21 protein-coding genes, 1 tRNA gene and 2 pseudogenes are annotated in these 20,936 nt (G+C 57.3%); 13 read left to right on the top strand and 11 right to left on the bottom strand.

Annotated features, from left to right (window positions below; translation table 11 throughout):
• Positions 1 to 87: 87 nt before the first annotated feature.
• Positions 88 to 711, bottom strand: coding sequence for an NIPSNAP family protein (locus tag ACRESJ_RS10490; RefSeq protein ID WP_431757838.1), 624 nt, complete (start codon positions 709 to 711; stop codon positions 88 to 90).
• A 301-nt stretch (positions 712 to 1,012) separates the two neighbouring features.
• Between ACRESJ_RS10490 and ACRESJ_RS10485 the strand changes: the two genes are divergently transcribed.
• From ACRESJ_RS10485 to chrA, 3 genes are all read left to right on the top strand, one after another.
• The gene (locus tag ACRESJ_RS10485; protein WP_431757837.1) at positions 1,013 to 1,456 is read left to right on the top strand and encodes a hypothetical protein; all 444 of its coding nucleotides are present in this window, start codon (positions 1,013 to 1,015) and stop codon (positions 1,454 to 1,456) included.
• An 88-nt stretch (positions 1,457 to 1,544) separates the two neighbouring features.
• Entirely contained in the window at positions 1,545 to 1,793 is a 249-nt protein-coding gene (locus ACRESJ_RS10480; RefSeq protein ID WP_431757836.1) for a hypothetical protein, read from the top strand.
• Positions 1,794 to 2,015: 222 nt separating this feature from the next.
• On the top strand, positions 2,016 to 3,221 hold the full coding sequence (gene chrA, locus ACRESJ_RS10475; protein WP_431757835.1) for a chromate efflux transporter: 1,206 nt from the start codon (positions 2,016 to 2,018) through the stop codon (positions 3,219 to 3,221).
• A gap of 38 nt (positions 3,222 to 3,259) precedes the next feature.
• On the opposite strand, the gene ACRESJ_RS10470 is transcribed toward chrA, so the two are convergent.
• Positions 3,260 to 3,955 (bottom strand): tRNA (adenine(22)-N(1))-methyltransferase, encoded by a 696-nt coding sequence (locus tag ACRESJ_RS10470; RefSeq protein WP_431757834.1) that lies wholly within the window; start codon positions 3,953 to 3,955, stop codon positions 3,260 to 3,262.
• Positions 3,956 to 4,276: 321 nt separating this feature from the next.
• On the opposite strand from ACRESJ_RS10470, the gene ACRESJ_RS10465 reads away from it, so the two are divergent.
• Positions 4,277 to 5,338 carry an alpha/beta fold hydrolase gene (locus ACRESJ_RS10465; protein ID WP_431757833.1) on the top strand — a complete coding sequence of 354 codons (1,062 nt, stop codon included), beginning with the start codon at positions 4,277 to 4,279 and terminating at the stop codon, positions 5,336 to 5,338.
• Positions 5,339 to 5,437: 99 nt separating this feature from the next.
• On the opposite strand, the gene ACRESJ_RS10460 is transcribed toward ACRESJ_RS10465, so the two are convergent.
• A tRNA-Gln gene (locus ACRESJ_RS10460) sits at positions 5,438 to 5,512 on the bottom strand.
• Positions 5,513 to 5,840: 328 nt separating this feature from the next.
• Here ACRESJ_RS10460 and ACRESJ_RS10455 point away from each other — a divergent pair.
• Positions 5,841 to 6,140 carry a hypothetical protein gene (locus ACRESJ_RS10455; protein WP_431757832.1) on the top strand — a complete coding sequence of 100 codons (300 nt, stop codon included), beginning with the start codon at positions 5,841 to 5,843 and terminating at the stop codon, positions 6,138 to 6,140.
• Positions 6,141 to 6,299: 159 nt separating this feature from the next.
• Positions 6,300 to 8,039 carry a dipeptidase gene (locus tag ACRESJ_RS10450; RefSeq protein ID WP_431757831.1) on the top strand — a complete coding sequence of 580 codons (1,740 nt, stop codon included), beginning with the start codon at positions 6,300 to 6,302 and terminating at the stop codon, positions 8,037 to 8,039.
• Between the two features lie 58 nt (positions 8,040 to 8,097).
• On the opposite strand, the pseudogene ACRESJ_RS10445 reads toward ACRESJ_RS10450, so the two are convergent.
• Positions 8,098 to 8,559 (bottom strand): annotated as a pseudogene (locus ACRESJ_RS10445) (TetR/AcrR family transcriptional regulator); the annotation flags it as partial.
• A gap of 26 nt (positions 8,560 to 8,585) precedes the next feature.
• On the opposite strand from ACRESJ_RS10445, the pseudogene ACRESJ_RS10440 reads away from it, so the two are divergent.
• Positions 8,586 to 9,026, top strand: a pseudogene (locus ACRESJ_RS10440) (hypothetical protein).
• A gap of 6 nt (positions 9,027 to 9,032) precedes the next feature.
• Complete coding sequence (locus tag ACRESJ_RS10435) at positions 9,033 to 9,191, top strand: DUF2986 domain-containing protein (protein ID WP_431757830.1); 159 nt, start codon at positions 9,033 to 9,035, stop codon at positions 9,189 to 9,191.
• A gap of 191 nt (positions 9,192 to 9,382) precedes the next feature.
• Here ACRESJ_RS10435 and ACRESJ_RS10430 read toward each other — a convergent pair whose 3' ends face one another.
• From ACRESJ_RS10430 to ACRESJ_RS10420, 3 genes are all read right to left on the bottom strand, one after another.
• Positions 9,383 to 9,823, bottom strand: a complete 441-nt coding sequence (locus tag ACRESJ_RS10430; protein WP_431757829.1) for an MAPEG family protein — start codon at positions 9,821 to 9,823, stop codon at positions 9,383 to 9,385.
• Positions 9,824 to 9,884: 61 nt separating this feature from the next.
• Positions 9,885 to 11,030 (bottom strand): acyltransferase family protein, encoded by a 1,146-nt coding sequence (locus tag ACRESJ_RS10425; protein ID WP_431757828.1) that lies wholly within the window; start codon positions 11,028 to 11,030, stop codon positions 9,885 to 9,887.
• A gap of 284 nt (positions 11,031 to 11,314) precedes the next feature.
• A complete protein-coding gene (locus tag ACRESJ_RS10420) occupies positions 11,315 to 11,800 on the bottom strand; it encodes a DUF6130 family protein (protein WP_431757848.1) in 486 nt (161 codons plus the stop codon).
• A 254-nt stretch (positions 11,801 to 12,054) separates the two neighbouring features.
• Between ACRESJ_RS10420 and ACRESJ_RS10415 the strand changes: the two genes are divergently transcribed.
• Positions 12,055 to 12,324 carry a hypothetical protein gene (locus tag ACRESJ_RS10415; RefSeq protein ID WP_431757827.1) on the top strand — a complete coding sequence of 90 codons (270 nt, stop codon included), beginning with the start codon at positions 12,055 to 12,057 and terminating at the stop codon, positions 12,322 to 12,324.
• 820 nt (positions 12,325 to 13,144) lie between these two features.
• Here ACRESJ_RS10415 and ACRESJ_RS10410 read toward each other — a convergent pair.
• From ACRESJ_RS10410 to ACRESJ_RS10400, 3 genes are all read right to left on the bottom strand, one after another.
• On the bottom strand, positions 13,145 to 14,278 hold the full coding sequence (locus ACRESJ_RS10410; RefSeq protein WP_431757826.1) for an alanine--glyoxylate aminotransferase family protein: 1,134 nt from the start codon (positions 14,276 to 14,278) through the stop codon (positions 13,145 to 13,147).
• Between the two features lie 356 nt (positions 14,279 to 14,634).
• Positions 14,635 to 15,018, bottom strand: coding sequence for a MerR family transcriptional regulator (locus ACRESJ_RS10405; protein ID WP_431757825.1), 384 nt, complete (start codon positions 15,016 to 15,018; stop codon positions 14,635 to 14,637).
• A 161-nt stretch (positions 15,019 to 15,179) separates the two neighbouring features.
• Positions 15,180 to 15,758 (bottom strand): NAD(P)H-dependent oxidoreductase, encoded by a 579-nt coding sequence (locus tag ACRESJ_RS10400; protein ID WP_431757824.1) that lies wholly within the window; start codon positions 15,756 to 15,758, stop codon positions 15,180 to 15,182.
• A 594-nt stretch (positions 15,759 to 16,352) separates the two neighbouring features.
• Between ACRESJ_RS10400 and ACRESJ_RS10395 the strand changes: the two genes are divergently transcribed.
• On the top strand, positions 16,353 to 16,805 hold the full coding sequence (locus tag ACRESJ_RS10395; protein ID WP_431757823.1) for a hypothetical protein: 453 nt from the start codon (positions 16,353 to 16,355) through the stop codon (positions 16,803 to 16,805).
• Between the two features lie 257 nt (positions 16,806 to 17,062).
• Here the strand turns inward: ACRESJ_RS10395 and ACRESJ_RS10390 are convergent, their stop codons facing one another.
• Positions 17,063 to 17,368, bottom strand: a complete 306-nt coding sequence (locus tag ACRESJ_RS10390) for a hypothetical protein (protein WP_040067179.1) — start codon at positions 17,366 to 17,368, stop codon at positions 17,063 to 17,065.
• Positions 17,369 to 17,656: 288 nt separating this feature from the next.
• Between ACRESJ_RS10390 and ACRESJ_RS10385 the strand changes: the two genes are divergently transcribed.
• From ACRESJ_RS10385 to ACRESJ_RS10375, 3 genes are all read left to right on the top strand, one after another.
• Positions 17,657 to 18,160: a hypothetical protein gene (locus ACRESJ_RS10385; RefSeq protein ID WP_431757822.1), complete on the top strand. Its 504-nt coding sequence runs from the start codon at positions 17,657 to 17,659 to the stop codon at positions 18,158 to 18,160.
• Between the two features lie 347 nt (positions 18,161 to 18,507).
• A complete protein-coding gene (locus ACRESJ_RS10380) occupies positions 18,508 to 19,959 on the top strand; it encodes a DUF2252 domain-containing protein (RefSeq protein WP_431757821.1) in 1,452 nt (483 codons plus the stop codon).
• Positions 19,960 to 20,936 (top strand): hypothetical protein (locus ACRESJ_RS10375; RefSeq protein ID WP_431757820.1); only part of this gene is annotated, 977 nt, incomplete at its 3' end.

The following is a 20,936-nucleotide window of genomic DNA, read 5'->3' as shown; positions in this document are numbered from 1 at the left end:
ATCTTGTCTTTTAAAATCAAAAGATCGCAGCCTCGTTGCACTCGTCAGCTCCTACAAATGACGAGTCACCGGCGGTAGTCGCGCCAATCACTGCAAAGGCGAAAACCTCGCCGGCAGGTAAATTGTCGAGCACATGTCCTGCAGTTGCGGGCCGGAGTTTTCCGGTGGCCAGACGCCGTCGGCAACGGCTTGGGTGCGCACCTGCAAGCGCTGTTCCAGCGTCGTCCACGGCCAGATGTGCAGATAGCGCGGCAGTGAACCGTCGGTGGCGTAAAAGGCGGCATACACCGGCGAATATTGTTCGGCGGTTCGCGCTTCGATGGCTTTGCGCCAACCGTCGAGCGTGGGCTGCAAGCCGCTGCTGATCAAGTCGTAGACGCGCAGCTCGTAGAAGGGGCCGTGCTTGCCGGCGCTCAAAGGCTCAAGGAAGGGAAACAGGGTGTAGTTTTCGATGCGTAAATCGGTAATGAAGGCGCTGATTCCAAAGACTTCGCCCCCCAAAAGGAACCGCTCGCGCTCCGCCTGCCTGGCGCTCTCGTCTTCATAACCGCGCAAAATGGCGATCTGGTTCAGTTTGCCCACCTCCGAAGCCCAGCAGCCCATTAGCGTGCCACCCACCTCGGGCTGTGCCAGCAAGGCTTCGATGCGCACCAGCGCATCCGCCACAGTCCGCACGCGCACCGTAAACGTGATCAATTCAAAAAAACGCATAACGCACTCCGGCAATTGTCAGCCATCGACGGCTTCCCATTGCGCCAGCCTATGGCAGAGCCCACTGGCGAACTATTGAGGTGAACACCATCAATCAAGGCATTTGCCGCAGCGCCCTAGGTAATATCCTTATCACATCACTGATTCATCGTGCGTCACTGCACTACGCTCAAAACAACGTCAAACTGACGTACACGTCTCAAGCTGAATGGGTATCGAGTCTGCTACGCTTTTTTATTCGGGGATGGAGTAGGACAATGATGACTGAAGACGGTTTCGATGGCTGCATGAGGTGTGAAATGTGAACGGCAAATTGCTGGCTGCCGCCCTGCCCCTGGTTGTTGTGGGCGTCGTGACCTATGGGCTGAACCGTTGGGAGGTGGTCGAGAGCCAGCGCCGGGAAGCGGTATGCAAAACCAACAAGGAGCACTTGAAAGACCTGGAAACCCAGGTACGGGCCATGACCGCTGGCTTGTCGGTCGAGGCCTATGCCGAGGCTGAAAAAGCCGAAGCCGGCAAACTGGTGAGTGCACTGGATACCGCCAGGAACGAAGCGGAGGTCACCGCCGTGATCGAGGAGCATTCGGCCGCCATCGAAGCGCAAATCGATGCCGAAAATGCAGAGGTGAAATCCCGGGGCGGCCAACCGTTTCTTGGGCAAGAGATGAAAAAACAGCGTATCACCACCGACATCAAGCAAGAGCTGCAACGGGCCGAAAAAGCGGTCGCGGATGCCTGCGGTTAGTCCGTTCTTGCCGCTCGTCAGCCTCTGAGCACATTTGCACCCTCCACTCTTCCAATGCTGTACACCCCTTGCCTGGAAGACTCCGCTAATGAACCGAAAAGCCGCTGTGCTCCTGTTTGCGAGCCTGTTGTCGACCTGCTCGCTTTTCGTCGGTGCTGTCGAAAAGACCACCACAGGGTCTTCGGTGCCTCCTGCCGCCCTTCCGGGGATCAACCAGGCGCAAGGCGCTGAGTCCAACGAAGAAAAGGCTGATAAAAAAGGTGAAGAGGCCGCGGGCTCGAATTCTGGTGCCGACTCGGATGCCGCGCAAAAAGATGCGGCCACCTCAAGTGGCTGACCGGAGGAAGTAAAAAAACCGAAGCAATGACAATCCCCCTTGTAGGAGCTGACGAGTGAAACGAGGCTGCGATCTTTTGATTTGTTTAAAAACAGATCAAAAGATCGCAGCCTGCGTCAGCTCCTACAGGGGATTGCGTGTTGTCTCCTACAGGGAATGCCCTTTATTCGATATCGTAGGCCGATTATTGAAACCATCCTGTTCGGGTCAAGGGACGACTACATGGCCACTCATCACGATCACTCCAATAGCGCGTGGTCGGTGTTTCTTATCTTTTTGCGCCTCGGGCTGACGTCTTTTGGCGGCCCCATTGCGCATTTGGGCTACTTCCACACCGAGTTCGTTACAAGGCGCCAGTGGCTGACCGACCGCAGCTATGCGGATCTGGTGGCGCTCTGCCAATTCCTGCCAGGGCCAGCCAGCAGTCAGGTCGGTATTGCGTTGGGCATGTCCCGTGCAGGATACGCCGGGGCACTGGCGGCTTGGGCGGGCTTTACGCTGCCTTCGGCGGTTGCCCTGATCCTGTTTGCACTGGGCATTTCCCATTACGGCGATGCCATTTCAGCCGGGGCGCTGCATGGGCTCAAAGTGGTTGCGGTTGCGGTGGTTGCCCAGGCGCTATGGGGGATGGCGCGAAACCTTTGCACCGATGTACCGCGAGTAACCCTCATGGGGATTGCGGCATGCGTCTCACTGCTCCTCCCCGGCGCATGGGGACAGGTCGCTGTAATGGCCATCGCGGGCTTTGTCGGCCTGCTGTTGTTCAACGCCAGGCAGAGCGACGGGCACGATCCCCTGCCGATCACCATCAGCCGCCGAGCCGGGGCGATCTGCCTGTCATTGTTCCTGGCATTGCTGGTGGGGCTGCCACTCCTGACCGAGTTGTACCCCAATCAAACCATGGTGATGGTGGATGCCTTCTACCGGGTCGGATCACTGGTATTTGGTGGTGGCCATGTCGTCCTGCCACTGCTGCAAGCCGAAGTGGTTCCCTCGGGTTGGGTCAGCAATGAGGCCTTCCTTGCAGGATACGGCGCCGCGCAAGCCATACCGGGCCCTTTGTTCACATTCGCCGCATTCCTTGGAGCATCAATGAACCTCTCGCCTTCCGGCTGGGTCGGGGGCTTGATTTGTTTGCTGGCGATCTTTGCGCCGTCCTTTTTGTTGATCATCGGCGTCTTGCCGTTTTGGGAACAACTGCGCCGTAGCGTCCGCACGCAGGCCGCGCTGGCGGGGGTGAATGCGGCGGTCGTCGGCTTGCTATTGGCGGCTCTGTATCAGCCGGTGTGGACGAGTGCAATCTTACAGCCGCAGGATTTGGCCCTGGCCCTGGTTGCGCTCATTGCGCTGATGTTCTGGAAACTGCCGCCGTGGCTGGTTGTCGTCGCAAGCGGAGTCGCGGGGTGGCTTCTGAGTGCAGTGGTGTAAGACATTACCCCAGCAATCCACATTTCACGCCAACAGCTTCAGGCCAACAGCTCGGTGATCCACCGGGCCTGCCGGGCGATCTCCTCTAGCTTCTCCTCGGGCACGGCCTGCCGCGCTCGGGCGAAGTGGGCCAGGGTCCGTTGCTTCAGGCGCAGCATGCGTTGCCACTTGAGCAGGAACGCCGGGCTGCGTGCCTGCATCTGCAGCGGACCGAAATACAGCTCCTGGGCAGTGTAGATCACCGGTCCCGCACGTTCGGCGACGATAACCTCGTAATCAAAGCGGTTTTCCCGCAGAACTTCCTCACAGAGGATGCGGTAGTCGTTGTCCATCAACCATTGGCGCAATGGCTGCTCACCGCCGTTAGGTTGCAGAATCAGGCGCTCCTGGCCGCTCAGACGCACCTTGCCGGCATCGAGGATGTCGCGGATTGTCTCGCCGCCCATGCCACAGAGGCTGATCGCGGTGATGCCGTCTCCCGGCTCGATTGCCGCCAGACCGTTGGCCAGGCGCACGGTGATTCGCGAGTCCAAGCCACTTTCGCGCACGGTGCGCTGGGCCGCGTGAAACGGCGTCAATGCCACCTCGCCGGCCACCGCCGCCGCGATGACGCCACGGCGCATCAACGCCACAGGCAAGTAACCGTGATCCGAGCCGATATCGGCCAGGCGCGCGCCTGCCGGCACATGCGCGGCGACGCGCTCCAGGCGCATGGACAAAGTCTGTTCGTTCAACTGCAGTCCCTCTTCACAACCAATCTCCGGCACCTTGGGCCGGATCGGGACGCGATTCTGTCGAGCAACGCCGGACTTTTCAAATTTATGCGACCGGATCGAAGAATCAGGCCGCATTTACCCTCCATTTATCGATCTGCCGGACAACTACACTGACCCCGCTCTGTATCACTGTGTATCTGATTCATCTCTGGATACGCAGGCATTCACCCGGCCGCCGACCCGACACAGGCCAGATACGTCACCGCAGTCAAATACAACCAAGCTTTGAAGGGGAACAACCTGAGCCCCAGCCCAATGACTTGCAACGGAGACATCACGATGAAGATGGCACTGCAGAACAGCACCCAAGGAAAAACTCGCCGCCTGGTTGGTTCCTCTATCCTCGCCTTCACCCTGCTCGGCGCTTTTGGCGTGGCCCACGGGCAAACGACCCCAGCGCAACCCGCGACCAGCAGTGCCAACACCACGTATTCAGCGCCCTCGCCGTTCGGCCCGCTCAAGCATGTCAACGCCGGCCTTCTCAACGTGGCTTATGCGGAAACCGGCCCGGCCGACGGGCCAGTAGTGATTCTTCTGCACGGCTGGCCTTACGACATTCACAGCTACGACGAAGTCGCCCCCTTGCTGGCAGCCAAGGGCTATCGAGTGCTGATGCCGTATGCGCGTGGCTATGGCGATACGCATTTCCTGTCCGAGAAAACCGTGCGCAATGGCCAACCGGCAGCGCTGGCCAGTGATGTCATCGATTTCATGGATGCGTTGAAGATCAAACAAGCCGTGCTCGGTGGCTACGACTGGGGCGCGCGTTCGGCCGACATTGTCTCGGCGTTGTGGCCAGAACGGGTCAAGGCGCTGGTTTCGGTCAGCGGTTATCTGATCGGCAACCAGGCGGCCGGGAAAAACCCGTTGCCACCCAAGGCTGAACTGCAATGGTGGTATCAGTTCTACTTCGCCACGGATCGTGGTCGCGCCGGGTACGAGAAAAACACCCATGACTTTGCCAAGCTGATCTGGCAACTGGCTTCACCGAAATGGGCGTTCGACGATGCCACTTTCGACCGCAGCGCCAAAGCGCTGGAAAACCCCGACCATGTCGACATCACCGTGTTCAATTACCGCTGGCGCCTGGGGCTGGTGCAGGGTGAGAGCCGTTACGAAGCGCTGGAACAGAAGCTGGCCACCGCACCGTCCATCGGTGTGCCAACCATCACCCTTGAGGGTGACGCCAACGGCGCACCGCACCCTAACCCCGAGGATTACGCCAAGCGCTTCACCGGCAAATACGAATTCCGCCTGATCAACGGTGGCATTGGCCACAACCTGCCGCAGGAAGATCCGCAGGCCTTTGCCAAGGCCGTGATAGATGCCGATCACCTTTAAGGCTGTGCAGCCAGTGACTTGGAAGACGGGATAAAAGACAATCGCTCTCGCTCGGGCATTGACTGTCGAGTGAGTGATTTTCTGAGATATGAGAAGAAATGGCAGGGGCGGCTGGATTCGAACCAACGCATGGCAGGATCAAAACCTGCTGCCTTACCGCTTGGCGACGCCCCTGTATCTACTACTGCGAGTGCTTGGCACTCGTTTTTTGACTTCGCAGCCTGCAAGCCTTGGGAAGGCCCCTGCGAAAGTGCGCGAAATTTACCAACATTAATGGCGTCTGTGAAGCCCTACGGACACATTTTTTTATGGAAAACAGCCAGTTACCGTCAAAACCGGGAATCTCGCACGGTATGCACTGCTCGAGGCCGCTCATCCAACATCCTCAAATCGGCCCGCGCAATGGATATCCGCAACTAGACTCGTTAGAGGCGAATCAGCACAGAGCCGCCCACGCGAGACTGGACGTCACGCCTTCAACCTGTTGGTACGGGGAAACGCGATGACAGTTAAAAACACTCACTCACACTCAACACGGCTCCTGCTTTCCCTGCTTGCTGTCAACCTGGCGATGACTGCCGGGTGTGCAAGCAAAGCCAACACCCCTCGTTATGCGTCCGCCAGCATCGGCTCAGCCTGCTACGCAAAAGCCCTGCCCACTGTCGGCGAAGGCGGCCTCGCCTGGGGCGATACCTTGAACGCGGCTCGCCAGAAATCCCTGACCAATTGCATACGCTACGCAGGTCGGTCCGGCGGCACGCCAAGTACCTGCCAAGTGGTGCTGGCCGAATGCAAGCATTGATAGAAAGATTTTCGTTTCTGCGCCGCTTTTGCATTTCTGTGCGACACATCCCATTTCAAGGGCTCCCTTTTCACGCCTTCGCGGTGTTAGCTTGGAAATGTTTCTGACTAAACGATCAGACATTTCCCACAAACTGCCTGCAAAGGAATGCCCCCAGCAATGGATTTTTCACTCAAGCACCTGGCTGCGACCACGTTGATGCTCGCCAGCCTTTCGTCGTTCACCACCGCTGCCCACGCCAACATCACGCCACAACAGAGCGCGATCATCCTGAAGACGTTCAGTGACAGCTCCGTCACCGATTTCAGGCAGTTCCTGGGCGGTTTGGCCAAGAGTGACATCGCCAAAAGCGACGACCTCGGCCCGGCCATCAGTGCCTTCCTCGACAACAAGACGCTCACCCCTGAGCAGCAAAACGAAATCCATCGCCTGCTCGGGCTCTATGCACGGGTGAAATACGGTAGCGCGGCGACCGAGACCCTGAAGGAACTGGTGGCCATCCCCACCATGCGCGTGGACGGCGTTGAGCAGCACGACAATCCGGAGTTCATCAAGATCGCCGAGAAGATCAAGGGCCTCGCCCAGGCGTTCAACCTGAACTTTCGCAACATCGATAACCGCGTCTATGAAATCTCCCTAGAAGGCAGCGGCGATGAAGTCGTGGGCATTCACGCCCATGCCGATGTGGTTCCGGTAACACCAGAGAACTGGGTGCTGCAGGATGGCACCCGCCTCGATCCGTTCAAGGTCACCCTGATCGGCGATCGAATGTATGGCCGGGGCACCGAGGATGACAAGAACGGCATCGTGGTGGCGCTCTACGCCATGAAGATCATCAAGGAAGAAAAGTTGCCGTTGGCACGCCACTTCAAACTGCTGGTCGACACCACCGAAGAAACCACGGGTGATGCCATCCCCTACTACTTCGAACGCAACCCGACCCCGAACTACAACCTGGCGCTCGATGGCGGCTACCCGGTAGTCATCGCCGAAAAAGGCTATGGCACCGTCATGGCCAGCTTTCCCAAGCGCACCGCCGAGGGCAAAGGCGCAGAAATCATCTCGATGACCGGCGGCCTGGCCACCAACCAGATTCCATCGACTTCTGTCGCGACCCTGGTGACTGACAAGCCCAAGCAACTGGCGGCTGCCCTGCAAAAGGCCGGCGCTGAATACGTCAAACGCAATGGCGGTAACTTCAAAGTCGACGCCAAGGTCGACGGCAAGAACGTCATGCTGACGGTCACTGGTGTTTCCGCTCACTCCTCCGAGCCTGAGTCCGGCATCAACCCGGTGGCGAGGATGCTTGACTTCATCAACGGTCTGGACGGCAAGGTTGCGCTCAAACACAACCAGATCACCGACGCCGCCCGCTACGCTGCCGACAACTGGGGGCTGGACTATTTGGGAGGCAAACTGGGTGTCGGTTTTTCCGATGAGTTCATGGGTCCGCTGACCACGTCTCTGACCTATGTCGGCTTGGATGAAAGGGCCTTCAAGCTCGCGGTTAATCTGCGCGTGCCGAAGGGCAAATCGCCGGAGGTGCTGAAAACCGAAATCGCCTCGAAGCTGGACGCCTGGAGCAAGAGAACCCACATCGCACCAGCCTTCGACTACTCGATCGCCGAACCGATGTACCGCAACCCCGAGGGTGAATGGGTCAAGGCCCTGCTCGCGGTGGCCAGCGAAAACCTCGGCATGGAACACAAGTTCGGCACCTCCGCCGGCGCCACTTCGGTTCATGAACTGCCCAACGGCGTGCAGTTCGGCCTCGCCATGCCGGACGTCAAATACACTGGCCACAATGACAACGAGTTCAAGACCACGGAGCAATTCCTGCTGGACTTGCAAATCGTGACCGAGATGATGGGGCGCATCGGGCAGTTGCCGAAGCTCTGATTCACTGCTCTGATCCACCGTTCGGACCCGCCGCTCTGGCGGGTCCACTTGCTCTCCCCTAGCGTCGTGCTCGCTCAGCCTCTTCCAGCGCCTGACGAACGAGCGCCCGAGCGGCCCAGGCGGCAGTGCCGATGGATTCTTCGACGCTTGCACCACCGATATCACGCACAGCGATCATGGCCTCGGTGCCCATGACGATCGACAGCGCCTGCTTCAGGCGTTTGCGTGCCCGGGGCGTGAGCACGTCTTTGAGTGAGTCGACAATCGGCTCGATATAGTTCATGCGCCGCCCCGGTCGCAGGGGCTCGTGGGACTCGCTTTCGAGCCACACCGTCATGAATGAGCGCTCCATCACATGCAGGCCGATTTCGTCGTCGATCAACAGTTTGTGCAACGCGTTCGCCGCCACACCAATGCCCTTTACCGGATCGTCTCCCGGCCGCCAGAGCTGCTCCAGTGGCGTCATGTCACGATCAGCGGCCGTCTCACTGATCAACGCCTCAATTGAGGGAAAGGCGCGCCTCAGGGCGCAATGAGGTGAATGCCATGAATCACAATCCCCGTTCACGAACCTGGTTTCGGCTTGCTGCCATTTACTTTGCCATTGGCGTGGTGCTGGGTGTGACGATGGGTGCAACGGGCGACCACTCGCTGTAGGCGGTGCATGCCCACATCAATCTGTTGGGATGGGTGTCGATGGCACTGTTCGGACTGATCGGCACGCTGCAACCCTCCATGACCGAAGGGCGCGTCGCAGCCATTCAATTCTGGGCGTATAACCTTGGCGTACCGGTACTGCTCGGCGCACTTACTCTACGGCTCAAGGGTTGGCCGCAAATCGAGCCTTTGATTGCCGTCGCATCGATCCTGATTGCCTGCAGTGTGCTGCTGTTCGTGTGGCTGGTGTTCTCACGGCTCGGGACTGTTGCACAGGGATCTGGACCAACCGATTTAGCTGATATCATCCAGAAACTTCCCGCCGAGTAGAAAAACATGAATCGCCGCAAAAAAATAAAGCAGCTATTAGAGGCTCACGCCAAAAAGGCCAACGCCAAACTGGCACCGCGCAAGCCTAAATACATCAGTAAAGCTGACCGTTTAAAGCTGGCGGCTGAAGCCTCTGATGACACGATCGTTTCCTCAGAAAGCTGACTTGCGCAGCGATATAGGGTGCTGAGGGGGTCAGGCTGCCAGCGTTAAGCAGCGACCCAAACCTGTAGGAGCAAGGCTTGCCTGCGAAGAGGCCCGTAACTTCAACAGCGCCTATGCTTGAAATACCGGTTCGCGAAACATTGCCTAAACGCTCGCCGCCCCTGCGTCAGAGCATCCCGGCTGTTGGCGAATCAAACCCATCCAGCTTGATTGACCAGTATTGAAACGATCATCCCGGCCAACCCCATCAGACACCCGATGCCAACAAAGTAGGCAATCGTGCGCCACGGTTGCCAGGCTGCCAGATACGTAAAAGTGTGCACCATGCGCGCGACAGTGAAGATGCAAAGCAACAAGATCGTGCGTTCCGCTGGCGTATCGAGCATCACACAGAGTCCACCCAACGCAAAAAACAGCGGAATGTTCTCAAGATCATTCAGCCACGCATTTTTCGCCCTGGTGACCTGGGGAAGTTCTTCCGCGCTGGGCGTACGACCAACGAGCTTCGCGTCTTCCACATTTTTGAACGTCATCCGAGAGATTCGATAGAAGCCCTGATAGCAGGAAATTGCGAACATCTTGAAAAACAGAACCACCACACACAGCGCGTAGAAGGATAAAACCGTGCTCATCTTCTCTCCTTGAAAACGCTGTTCAGGTTACCAAGCGTAGTTGCATTGCTTCGCCCAGCGCTTAGTCAGCATCAGGTCTAAGCACAGGACTTCCGTGTGCGGGGTTGTTGCCAAGCGCTCGACCAAGGGCTTGCCCAGTCATCTCGACATATCGGTAGGTGAACATTGACACCAGGACTACCGCTCCCACTACCAGCAAAGCGATAACGTTGTTGAACAGTGTATTACCCGTGTCCAGATAGCGAATCCCGTCGATCATCGGTGCGATGTCAACGCCGATGACCTTTTTTCCCACCATGAACGCCGACACTACGCAAAATAGAATGGCTGCGTGGGTCATGTAGATGGAATAAGACAATTTGCCAAGAAAACTGAAGACCCTTCCTGCCAATAGTCGAGACACCGCCCCGCCATCAAAGGCGAATATCACAACGATGGCACCGAACACCGGGCTGGCCACCAATGACTTGGCGGTAAAATCGTTGACGACGAATACCAGCGCCGCTGCAACCGCCACCACTTCCAGCACTGTCAGCAACCAGGCATTACCCCGGCTGGGGCGGGGTAGTTTCAGGTACACGGCGTAAGCCAGGCAGCCGGTAAAAAAGTAGGAGAGGCCCCGCAGCGATTCGATGGTGAAGAGGGTGTTGCCCGCATAGATCAGCGCCAGGGCAAAGAAAACAATCGTCGCCCATACCCACATCCTGACGCCATAGGCAATACTCAGGATCACGGCAAAGATCATATAGGTGTAGTACTCGATACTGATGCTCCAGGACGGAAAGTTGAACGACAGTGGATTAGTCAAATGTGTCCAGGATTGCAATAGAAGCGCATTAGGCAAAATTTCGGCCGGGGAAAATTTTTCAGTAAACGGCACATTGTTGAACGCCATGCCTTTTTGGACAGCAATATATTTGCCGCACTCTAATAATATAAAAACTGCCAACATGACCAGGTGCAGCGGTAACAAACGGAAGGTGCGCGTTATGAAAAATCTGCGAAAATTAAATTGCACGGCGCTGCCATAGGCATGTGTCAAGACAAAACCACTGAGTACAAAAAAGAACGAGACAAATACTTCGGCATGGCGAAAAAATAACCACTCGGTAAAGCTGCCACTAATGCGTAAGTGATAGAGCACCACTGAAACAGCCATGAGCCCTCTGAAACTGTCCAACGAATAAAACCGCTTCTGTGCGCGCATATCCACGCTCCCTTATTTGTATAGGCGGCACATCTTTTATTCACCCACAACTACTCTATTGCTTGGCCAGATTTGCTTTCGTTTGGCTTCACCCTGGCAACGCGCCACTGATCTCACGTTAGCATCGCTCTTTAAAAGAGCAAGCGGATGAGTCGTGCAATGACGAGTGCACTATTGACATGGTTATGACGTCAAATAACTGCTTATAAACGGGGCTGCGATAAATTTTTATAACGTATCTAAAGTCCTACGATGACCCAACACTAAAAACAAGAGTGGAACAGTCATGGCTTTACTGCGTGATCATCGTCAACGTGGGGAGCGTCCGCTGGTTTCTTCTCTGGAACTGTAAAACTTAACGTCGTACTGGTGAGAATCCTGTGAGTCGGGTCGGCCACTTCAAGAAGAACCTTGTGAGTGCCGGGCGTCAGTCCAACCAGGATAATCGGGTCTTCGCTGGTGTGCGCCCATGTACCTTTCCAGTCGTCGACGGTCACGTGGAGGTGACTCAGACGTGGTGATACATCAGCAGCCGCTTTGCCAAATACCGGCATGATCCTGGCGTGTTCTGTTCGATACTGAATAATGACAACACCACGGGCGAGTGGCTCGGCAAGTGGCGGGTAGGCAATGAGTTTTGGTGCAGTCTCCGATTCCAATGGCAGTATTGCCGGTGGGGAGTCGGTGTCTGCTACCCCTTGTCCGCACACGGCTGTGAAAAAGAACACACCCAAAGCCAGGGACAACAGGTTTGTGGGAGCGAGGGACATGGTGTTTTTCTCCCGCGTGATTTCATTCAAGCCTAGATCAAACCGAGTATTTCCCGGTGTTTATTTGCAATTGGAACCCCCGTATTTCATCGACACCGACCAACAGCTGTTGACCGGTTTTCGCCCATCACGAAGGGCCGCCATCGGCTGCGGATGGAGCGATGAAAAATGCGAGCTAAGCTTGCTTCTACTGTCGGGCTTTTTAAGCGGTCTATCCAGTTTTAGCCCTTCACAACAGCCTCAGAGGGGAGCCAATGAAACGCTTCGTCATGCTCGTCGCCGTCTCTTTACTGACCACTGCTTGCCAGAGCGATAACGGCATCACCCGGCTGGACAATTGTGTTTGCTACAAATCGCCCGAGGGACAACACGTGCCCGCATCGCAAATTTCATGGACAGACCCCGACACGTTGCAGAAAGAATTCTCACACTGCATTTGTCGAGCCTTGGTTGACCTGAAGAAGGTGGATGATCCGAGCAAGTTTTTCGTGCCTGGAACCGAAATAAGAACGCAGCTGAAGTAAACAGTGTTTTGAATTCAAAGGCGTGCGCTCGACGAATTCAGTGCGTTTTATTCACCCGCTCGCTCGATTGCCGGGCTTTTGGACAACGGGACGTTGAGTCTTGCATGCTCGAAGCCCGCGAAGGCCGGATTTTGGGTGCCGTGCTGGATGATTGTAACTCCAGCAACGGCCGTTGACGGCGGCGGACTTCGAGCATTCATGCGGTGGTGTCGGTTGCACCTTGGGGAATGTGGCTATTCACTCCCGGTTTGCTGTAGCACCTCTACGTCTTCGTCAGCAAATTGCTCGGCTGTTAAAGGCGCGTTGGGATGCATCGAGTGTGACCCATTTCTCCCGACCGCCTGGATAAATCCAGATGCATCGGCAGTGGGTTCGCCCAAGGTGCTGATCCGATTTTGCTGTGTAGATGAGTCTGCAAGCGCTGTCTGGCAGGCTGCGGTTAGCAGCGCTACGGTCATCGCGCTCAGTATGGTAGTGCTCATTTTCGTACGCCTCCGTTAGAGTCGCACCTCGCAGTTTGAACCCCTGTGCGAAAAGAATGACAGTAGGTGACCGGCGGCTTTGCCATCGATGACTCAGGCCCCGACAGGGGCATGTCGTTGCAACGCGTCGAATACAGAACGCTCACCGTCTATATTTCAGCGCCTCGACCAATGCAGAAAAGGCGGGAGACGCCTGGCGTCTGTTGGGGCGTGCCGCTGGGCTTGTCCGGTAATTCGCTCAAGGCTTCAAGCTCAGCGGCGATCCCCTTCACACAGAAGGATCGCTTCTGCATGAAAGGAGGGACTTTTCCGTTATGTGCAGCGGAAAAGATGAGGGCTTAGTTAACCATCACCTCGTCCAGTGCCTGCTCGAGGGTGCTGACCGTACGCTCGATATTGTGCAGTTTTTCGAGTCCGAACAGACCGATGCGGAAGGTCTGGAAGTCGGCCGGCTCGTCGCATTGCAACGGCACTCCGGCGGCGATCTGCAGGCCGTGGTCGGCAAATTTCTTGCCGCTCTTGATGTCGGCATCATCGGTGTAGCTCACCACCACGCCAGGGGCCTGAAAGCCGGCTGCGGCCACGCTTTTGAAGCCTTTGCCAGCCAGCATGGCGCGCACCCGATCGCCCAAGGCCTGTTGTTCGTCGCGGACCTTGTCGAATCCGTAGGCTTGCGTCTCTTTCATCACTTCGTTAAACCGCGCGAGGGAATCGCTGGGCATGGTCGCATGGTAGGCATGTCCGCCCTGCTCGTAGGCCTGCATGATCTGAAGCCACTTTTTCAGGTCGCACGCGAAGCTGCTGCTTTGCGTCTGCTCGATGCGCTCGAGGGCCAAAGCACTGAGCATCACCAGGGCGCAGCAAGGGGAAGCGCTCCAGCCTTTCTGCGGTGCGCTGATCAGCAGGTCGACGGCGCATTTGTGCATATCAACCCAAATCGTGCCTGAGGCGATGCAGTCCAGCACGAACAGGCCACCCACCGCATGCACGGCGTCGCCGACCGCCCGCAGGTAGTCGTCGGGCAGGATAATCCCTGATGAGGTTTCAACGTGGGGGGCGAAGACAATCTGCGGCCTCGAAGCCGCAATGGCTGCCAGCACTTCGTCCAGAGGGGGTGGGGCGTAGGCAGCCTGGCGACCCGTTTCGACGGGTCGGGCTTTGAGCACCGTGGTGGCCGCAGGAATGTTGCCCATCTCAAGGATCTGGCTCCAGCGATAACTGAACCAGCCGTTGCGTATCACCAGGCATTGCTGGTCGGTGGCAAACTGTCGCGCCACCGCTTCCATGCCGAACGTGCCACTTCCCGGGACCACCGCAACAGCCTGGGCGTTGTAGACCTGTTTCAGGGTGCTGGAAATGTTCTTCATCACGCCTTGAAACGACTGCGACATGTGGTTGAGCGAGCGGTCGGTGTAGACCACTGAGTACTCGACCAGCCCCTCGGGATCGATGCTGGGATATAGCTTTGACATGGGGTGACTCCTTTGGCAGGGATCTCAGTGGTATCGACCCTGCCCTAAGCCTTGGCAAATGACAAGATTGCCCGGATTGAATTGCGACTTCTGTCGAGTGGTTGGCATCACCAAGTCGATTAGTGGGCGTAGCGATGCTCGCAGGTGGCGGCTGAGTTTTGGGAGGTGGGGTTTAAAGGTTACAGCCTCATTGCGTTCGGTTTCGAAGGGCGTCAGCCGGCCAAGAGCGGTCATTCCAGCGCTGACTTGTATTGCCTTGACCCCTCATCCGTCCGCGTGTGAATCCATGTCGGGACCCGGGGGCTAACTTATCTACACAGCGCGCAGCGCTTCACCAGTCCATGTAACAAGTTGGTTCATGCGGTTTTGGCGAAATGTTCAAACTGGCACTGATCCTGGGCGTCCTTGAGGCTGGTTTCAAACTCCTCGAGCGCGGCGTATACCTCCTGCAACCCTTGAATCTTGGTCATCAGCTCTAGTTTTTTGTTGGCGATCGCCTTATTCGCCAAATCCCAGGGCAGCTCCTTGCCCCGGTGATCCTGGAGGATCGCTTGCATTTCCTTAAGTTTGAAGCCCAATTGCTGAGCGCATTTGATGAACGTCAGCAGTTCGACGCTTTGCTGGTTATAAACTCGATATTTGCCTTCGCGCTGGGGCGGCGGTAGCAAGCCAATATCTTCATAGTGGCGGATGGTTTTAACTGTCGTGCCCGACAACTGGGCTGCTTTGCCTATATACATGAAAAGTCCTTTTTGACGTACATGAACGGGGCGCGCGCATTGGCGCGCCGCATCTTTACATAGGTATACGAAGTCGGTCACCAGAGGGTGTCAAATGGCAGAGCACTGGCAAGGATGAAGCTGGCATCGCCTGTTGCAATGAGATGCTGCATATGTGTGCATCATTGGCTAGCGATATCCCGAGATTGCTTGAGCCAGGCTTCCCGCTGATTGGGTCTGGAACCGAGTAGCGGTCCAAACGTCAGGGTCTTCAACGGTTTGATGCCACAGAACTCCAGCGTGGTCTTGCGCATCTGGTGCAGGCCAGGCATGCGATAGACCCATTTGAAGTACCACGGTGGAGTATCCATCGTGACCAGCAGGTGAGCGGTTCGTCCTTTCAGGAGCTTGGCGGGAAAGGCTTTACCTTCCCGGTACTTGAAGGCGAAACCGGGCAAGAATATCCGATCGAAAAAGCCTTTCATCAAGGCCGGAATTCCGCCCCACCAAATCGGAAAGACAAATGCCAAGTGCTCAGCCCACGTGATATCAGCCTGGGCCTTGAGCAGATCGGGTTCCAGTTGCTGAGTCTGTTTGTAGCCATCGTGCAGTACCGGATCGAAGCTCAATGCATCCAGTCGTAACAGGCGCACATCATGCCCGGCAATCGTTGCCGCCTCGACATAACTCTCGGTCAACGCACCACAGAAACTGTCAGTTGAGGGGTGACCCAGAATCACCAGTACCCGTTTGCTCATCATCACTACACCCTGAAAGTTGAGCTTTCAGCATAGGGTGTGCCCGTAACGGGAGAGTCAATGGTTCGTAGCAGGAACAGACAGATTGCAACTTTTGTTGAGCATGTTATCTGCTACGTGATGCTGGTAAAGTTCCCTGTATTTGCAACAACTCGCCACTGCGTGTCGCACTCGTCAATATCGGCGGTGGAAAAGGCTACCAGTCCTGCTCAATGCAAAAAAAATGTACTACGGGTAAGGAGCGCCGTGTGAAGCGCTGGGAACATGAGGTGTATCGAATCAAGCTCCATAGCCATATCTGAATGGCTACTTGTGGCCGATTCTTGCCTGTCACGAAGGGCTGAAACAGGCCAATAACTGCCTCTAGCCCTTATCCGCGCATGCGCCGCCCGCTGCCTGATGTCCCTCACGGAGAGCGTGATAACAATCAGCGCTGATGGAGACGGTCGCGGCGCACATTCAGCCAACGCATCGCGGATAAATCCGCTCCTGCAACAGCGCGTGCAACTGCCGATCAGGCAGAGCAGCTGTCTTGCGACTAGCTTTACCTCGAACACCAAAGTCTCCGTCCACAGTTCAACCAGGTAAAGGTTCGTTATGACTAAAAAAATCGATCTGACGATCACCCACGATTACCTCAATCCGTTTGCCTCGCCGGACAACCCCAAGCTAAGCACCGAGCTGGTGGACTACCTGTCAGATAGCGCCTGGTATCACCCCGAGCTGTGCCTGCACATTCGCTGCCCGGAAGATGAGCGAGAACGCCTGCAGCAAGCCATCAGCAATACCTTTGCGGAAAAGAGCGAACAACTCAGAGGGGATATTCGCACCCAACGGCTGGTAGCGCTGACACTCCTGGGCTTGGCACTGGCCTTGGTGCTGGCAGGCACGGCTCTGGGCATTGAAGGCACCATCCCCGTGGGAGTCGTTACCGTCACCGCGTGGATGCTGCTCTGGCGTAGCGGAGAAATATTTTTTCTGGATATCCGCAGCATTAACCGGCAGCTGCGTAAGTACCAGCGCATCGCCAGCGCATCAAAGCAGTTTTGATTGAGGTTGATCGTTCCCACGCGACGCGTGGAAGTCATGCCTGAGTTCTGGCGAGCTGAAAATCCGACTTTTCAACTGATGACCCATTGCTGCCCTGCATGAAGGGCAGCAATGGGTCGACTCCCGCCCGTCGTGACAGGCAGACGGGCGGCCAGCAGCATCAATATCGTGGTCTGTCCCCGATTGCTCGTCGAGACTTGATTGCGCCAAGACAGAGTAGGATTTGGGGCGTGTAAACCGCCCCATGCTGATCGCCCTCACCCCCATGTTTTTCCGAGCGCGTCCAGACCGGCTCTTTGCAGGTCCTGCGGATTCATGGCAAGGCGGAACTTGCAGGTCGCCTCGAAGTTGAGAAAGAAAGGTTCTGCAAAACTGGGGATCTCAGATGAGTCTTGTACGTTGATCAGGAAAATCCCGCCGCGCATTCCCTCCTGCTCGGTGAAGTAGGCAGTCTCCGGTTTGATGCTCTCCAGGATACGCCCCATGATTTCGCCGATCTTCCCGGATCTGACGAGAGCGTTGAAGGGTTCATTCGGGAACTCGACCATCAGTAGCATTTTCATCATTCGATACTCTATTCAAATGGCAGCCTCATCTCCCTACCTTTGCTCCCGGCGCTCATGCCGTCAGGACTGCATTCAACCGTTCCTGCGGTGTGTTAAGCATAGCGTTTGCTCAGTGATTTCAAATTTCACCGGATGTTGAGTTTTCTGCTGCATCACGATGGCCCGCGACGATACATGTTCTCCATGGGCTATATCTCGTACTCGCAACTTGGTTAAGTCACAGGCACGCAGCTTGCTGTCGATACCTGGACAGAGCGCACGCGTAAACGAACGCTTCTGGCTCGCTTGCAGCACGATGCCACCCCGGAAGAAGGTCGCGCCCTAATCGCCGATGCGCTACCGCCACGGATTGCCGAATCGACAGGTCCGGAAGGGTTGGAGATGCTGCGCTCGCACCTGTTGCGCGATGCCGACAGGCCCATTCCCACTCGATTGGACCTGGATGATTTCAAGGGCGCGCTGGGCACCTTTCTGCTCGTGTTGCTGGCGACTTTTCCCTTAGTCATTCCGTTCCTGTTGATCGATCGGACTGCGCTCGTAATTCGCCTATCCAATGGCGCGTCCCTGACGATGTTATTCCTCGCCGGTTGGATGCTGGCCCGCTACTCAGGTGGCAATCCCTGGGCCGGGGGAGGCACGTTGGCCTTGGAACGCTGGCGTTACCTTGGCAACACAGCGGATAGAGCCGGGATATTGGTACTGTCACCAGATAACGCGCGCCTGATCGACGATTTTCTGATCTCGATCAACTCAGTGCGCGGCGTGTCCTGTTCAATAATCGAAGGGTGAGACATCCAAACTATGGGTAGCTGACGAGCAGCGAAAACCATGCGAATTATGTAGCACGGCAGACGCTCACTCCGCCCCCAAGGTGCTCGATGATGCTCAGTTGATTGCTGCTATTTTTCACGCTGTCGATTGCCTTGGAATAGCCGGCGACGTCTCACTATCAAAGGGGCCTCATCAACGCCGCACTCGCGATTTTGCCGTTGGCCGGCCCCCTGGCAGAGCGAGCTGCAATTGGAAAAAGCCCTGCAAGCCGTCCACAGCAATTTGATCTATTTTGAAATGAGCAAGACCGGCGCAGAGATCACGAGCCGACATATTGGATTCCGTTAATCCGAGGAGTCGGTGCAGTGAGTGCGCTGCCTCCACGTCCACATCACTTCGGGGACGACAGCATCATGGCCTCCGACAAAAAATCCTCCAGCAATAGATTCGCGAAGGCCGAACCTGCATCGCAGTTCCGCTCCCGCGAAGAGCGCATTGCCAACGGACAACAGCTGCGTAATGACACCCCTCGCGAAGCACATGCCATCTGGAAGTCGCCCGGCCGCCAGCGCGATGTTATGGCCATCCTGGAAAAATCCAACCGTGGCCGCCTCAAGGAACTGGTGCCAATCCGCTACGGGCGCATGCTGCGCAGCCCCTTCACCTTCCTGCGCGGCTCGGCCGCGCTCATGGCCCATGACCTGGCCAAGGGACCCAATATCGGCGTTAAGGTGCAGGCCTGCGGCGATTGTCACCTGCTCAACTTCGGCCTTTTCGCCACCCCCGAACGCAACCTGGTGTTGGACCTCAACGACTTCGACGAAACCCTGCCCGCACCTTGGGAATGGGATATCAAGCGCCTGGCCGTGAGCTTCGCGGTGGCCGCGCGCGACAATGGCATATCCGACACTGCTGCACGCGACACGGCCATCACTTGCGTACGCGCCTACCGCGAGAATCTGCGCGTCTATTCGAAAATGAGCCCGCTGCAGGTCTGGTATTCGCGCCTGGACACCCAGACGCTGCTGGAGATGGCGCCTGACGACAAGGTTCGCAAGTTCCGCCAGCAGTTGATCGACCGCGCCCACGAGCGGGTGGTGGAAAACACCTTCCCGAAAATTGCTGAGCAGGTCGCCGGCAATCCGCGCATCGTCGACCAACCGCCGATCATTCACCATGTCGCCGAGGCCGACTTCATGGACAGGGTGCGGGAGAATCTGGCCGATTACCGTGACAGTCTTTCCGACGAACGCCGTGTACTGTTCGACCGCTACCGCATGGTGGACGCTGCGCTGAAGGTCGTGGGCATCGGCAGCGTCGGCACGCGCTGCTTCATCGTACTGATGTTCTCAGAGGGGAACGCCCCGCTGATCCTGCAGTTCAAGGAGTCCTGTCTCTTGGTACTGGCGCCATATGCAGGCAAGAGCCAGTACAACAACCAGGGCCAACGGGTGGTCATGGGCCAGCGCCTGATGCAGTCCTCCAGTGACATCTTCCTCGGCTGGACGCGCAGCCGTCGCGGACGCGACTATTTCGTCCGGCAGCTACGCGACATGAAGCTGTCGGTGCCGGTCGAGAGCGTCACTGCCACCCAACTGGAGCGCTACGCCGACATCTGCGGGTTGACCTTGGCGCGCGCCCACGCCAAGTCCGGCGACGCCGCGACCATCAGCGGTTACCTGGGCAAGGGTGACGCCTTCGACCGGTCCGTGGGCGACTTCGCCCTGCTGTATGCGGACCAGACAGCGCGCGACCACGCAGTACTGGTCAAGGCTGCGCACTCCGGACGCGTGCAAGTGCTGGTCGAGGAGGAATGAATGGCGCCCCACCCTGCCCTCTGGACGAGACGCCACGGCGGGCTTGCGGCCACCTGGCTAGTCGCCCTCCTCGCACTGAGTGGTTGTAGCCATATCGGCCCCGGTACCGTCGCGGTGGACCGCTTCGACTACAGCTCGGCGGTGGCCGATTCCTGGAAGCAGCAAACCCTGCTGAACATCGTCAAGCTGCGCTACATGGACCTGCCGGTGTTCGTCGAAGTGTCCTCAATCGTCGCCGGCTATTCCCTGGAAACCGGCGGCAGCCTGGGTGGACAGATTTCCTCGGCGGACGCCATCCAGGGCAACAGCGTGTTGCTCGGTGCCAGCGCCAAGTACACCGACCGCCCGACCATCACCTATGTGCCGCTGACCGGCCAGCGCTTCCTTGCCGGCCTGGTCACGCCCATCGACCCGAAGAACATCTTTTCGCTGCTGCAGTCGGGCTATGCGGCGGACTTCATCCTCGGCCTGACCGTAGACTCGCTCAACGGCGTGCGCAACCGCTCGGCGGTGGCCGGCACCGTCCGCGAGGCCGACCCCGAGTTCCGCCGAGCCCTTCAGCTACTGCGGGACATCCAGGCAGCCGGGGCAGTCGGATTGCGCGTGGAAGAAGACAAGAGCAAGGACAGAACCGGCGTGCTACTCATGCGGCGTAACGACGTCGAGCCGGAAATCCTCGCCAAGCAGAAGGAACTGCGCAGCCTGCTGCACATGCCGCAGGATCAACAGCAATTCGTCCTCCGCTATTCGCCGGTGCGGGGCGAAGACAACGAGCTGGCTGTCAGCAGTCGCTCGCTGCTGCAGATCATGACCGCCTTCTCTAGCTACATCGAGGTTCCTCAGGAGCATGTCGAGGATCACAGCGCCCTGCCTTCCTTCCAGGACGGCAATGCGGACAGTCCGACGACGCAGATCCACATCCATAGCAGCAAGGAACGGCCCAAGCACGCCTACGTCGCCGTGCCCTACCGCGACTA

The sequence above is a fragment of the Pseudomonas sp. genome, assembly GCF_050739655.1.
Classification (GTDB): Bacteria; Pseudomonadota; Gammaproteobacteria; order Pseudomonadales; family Pseudomonadaceae; genus Aquipseudomonas.
Note: the sequence above shows the minus strand (reverse complement) of the source record. Positions and strands in the feature narration are given on the sequence as shown.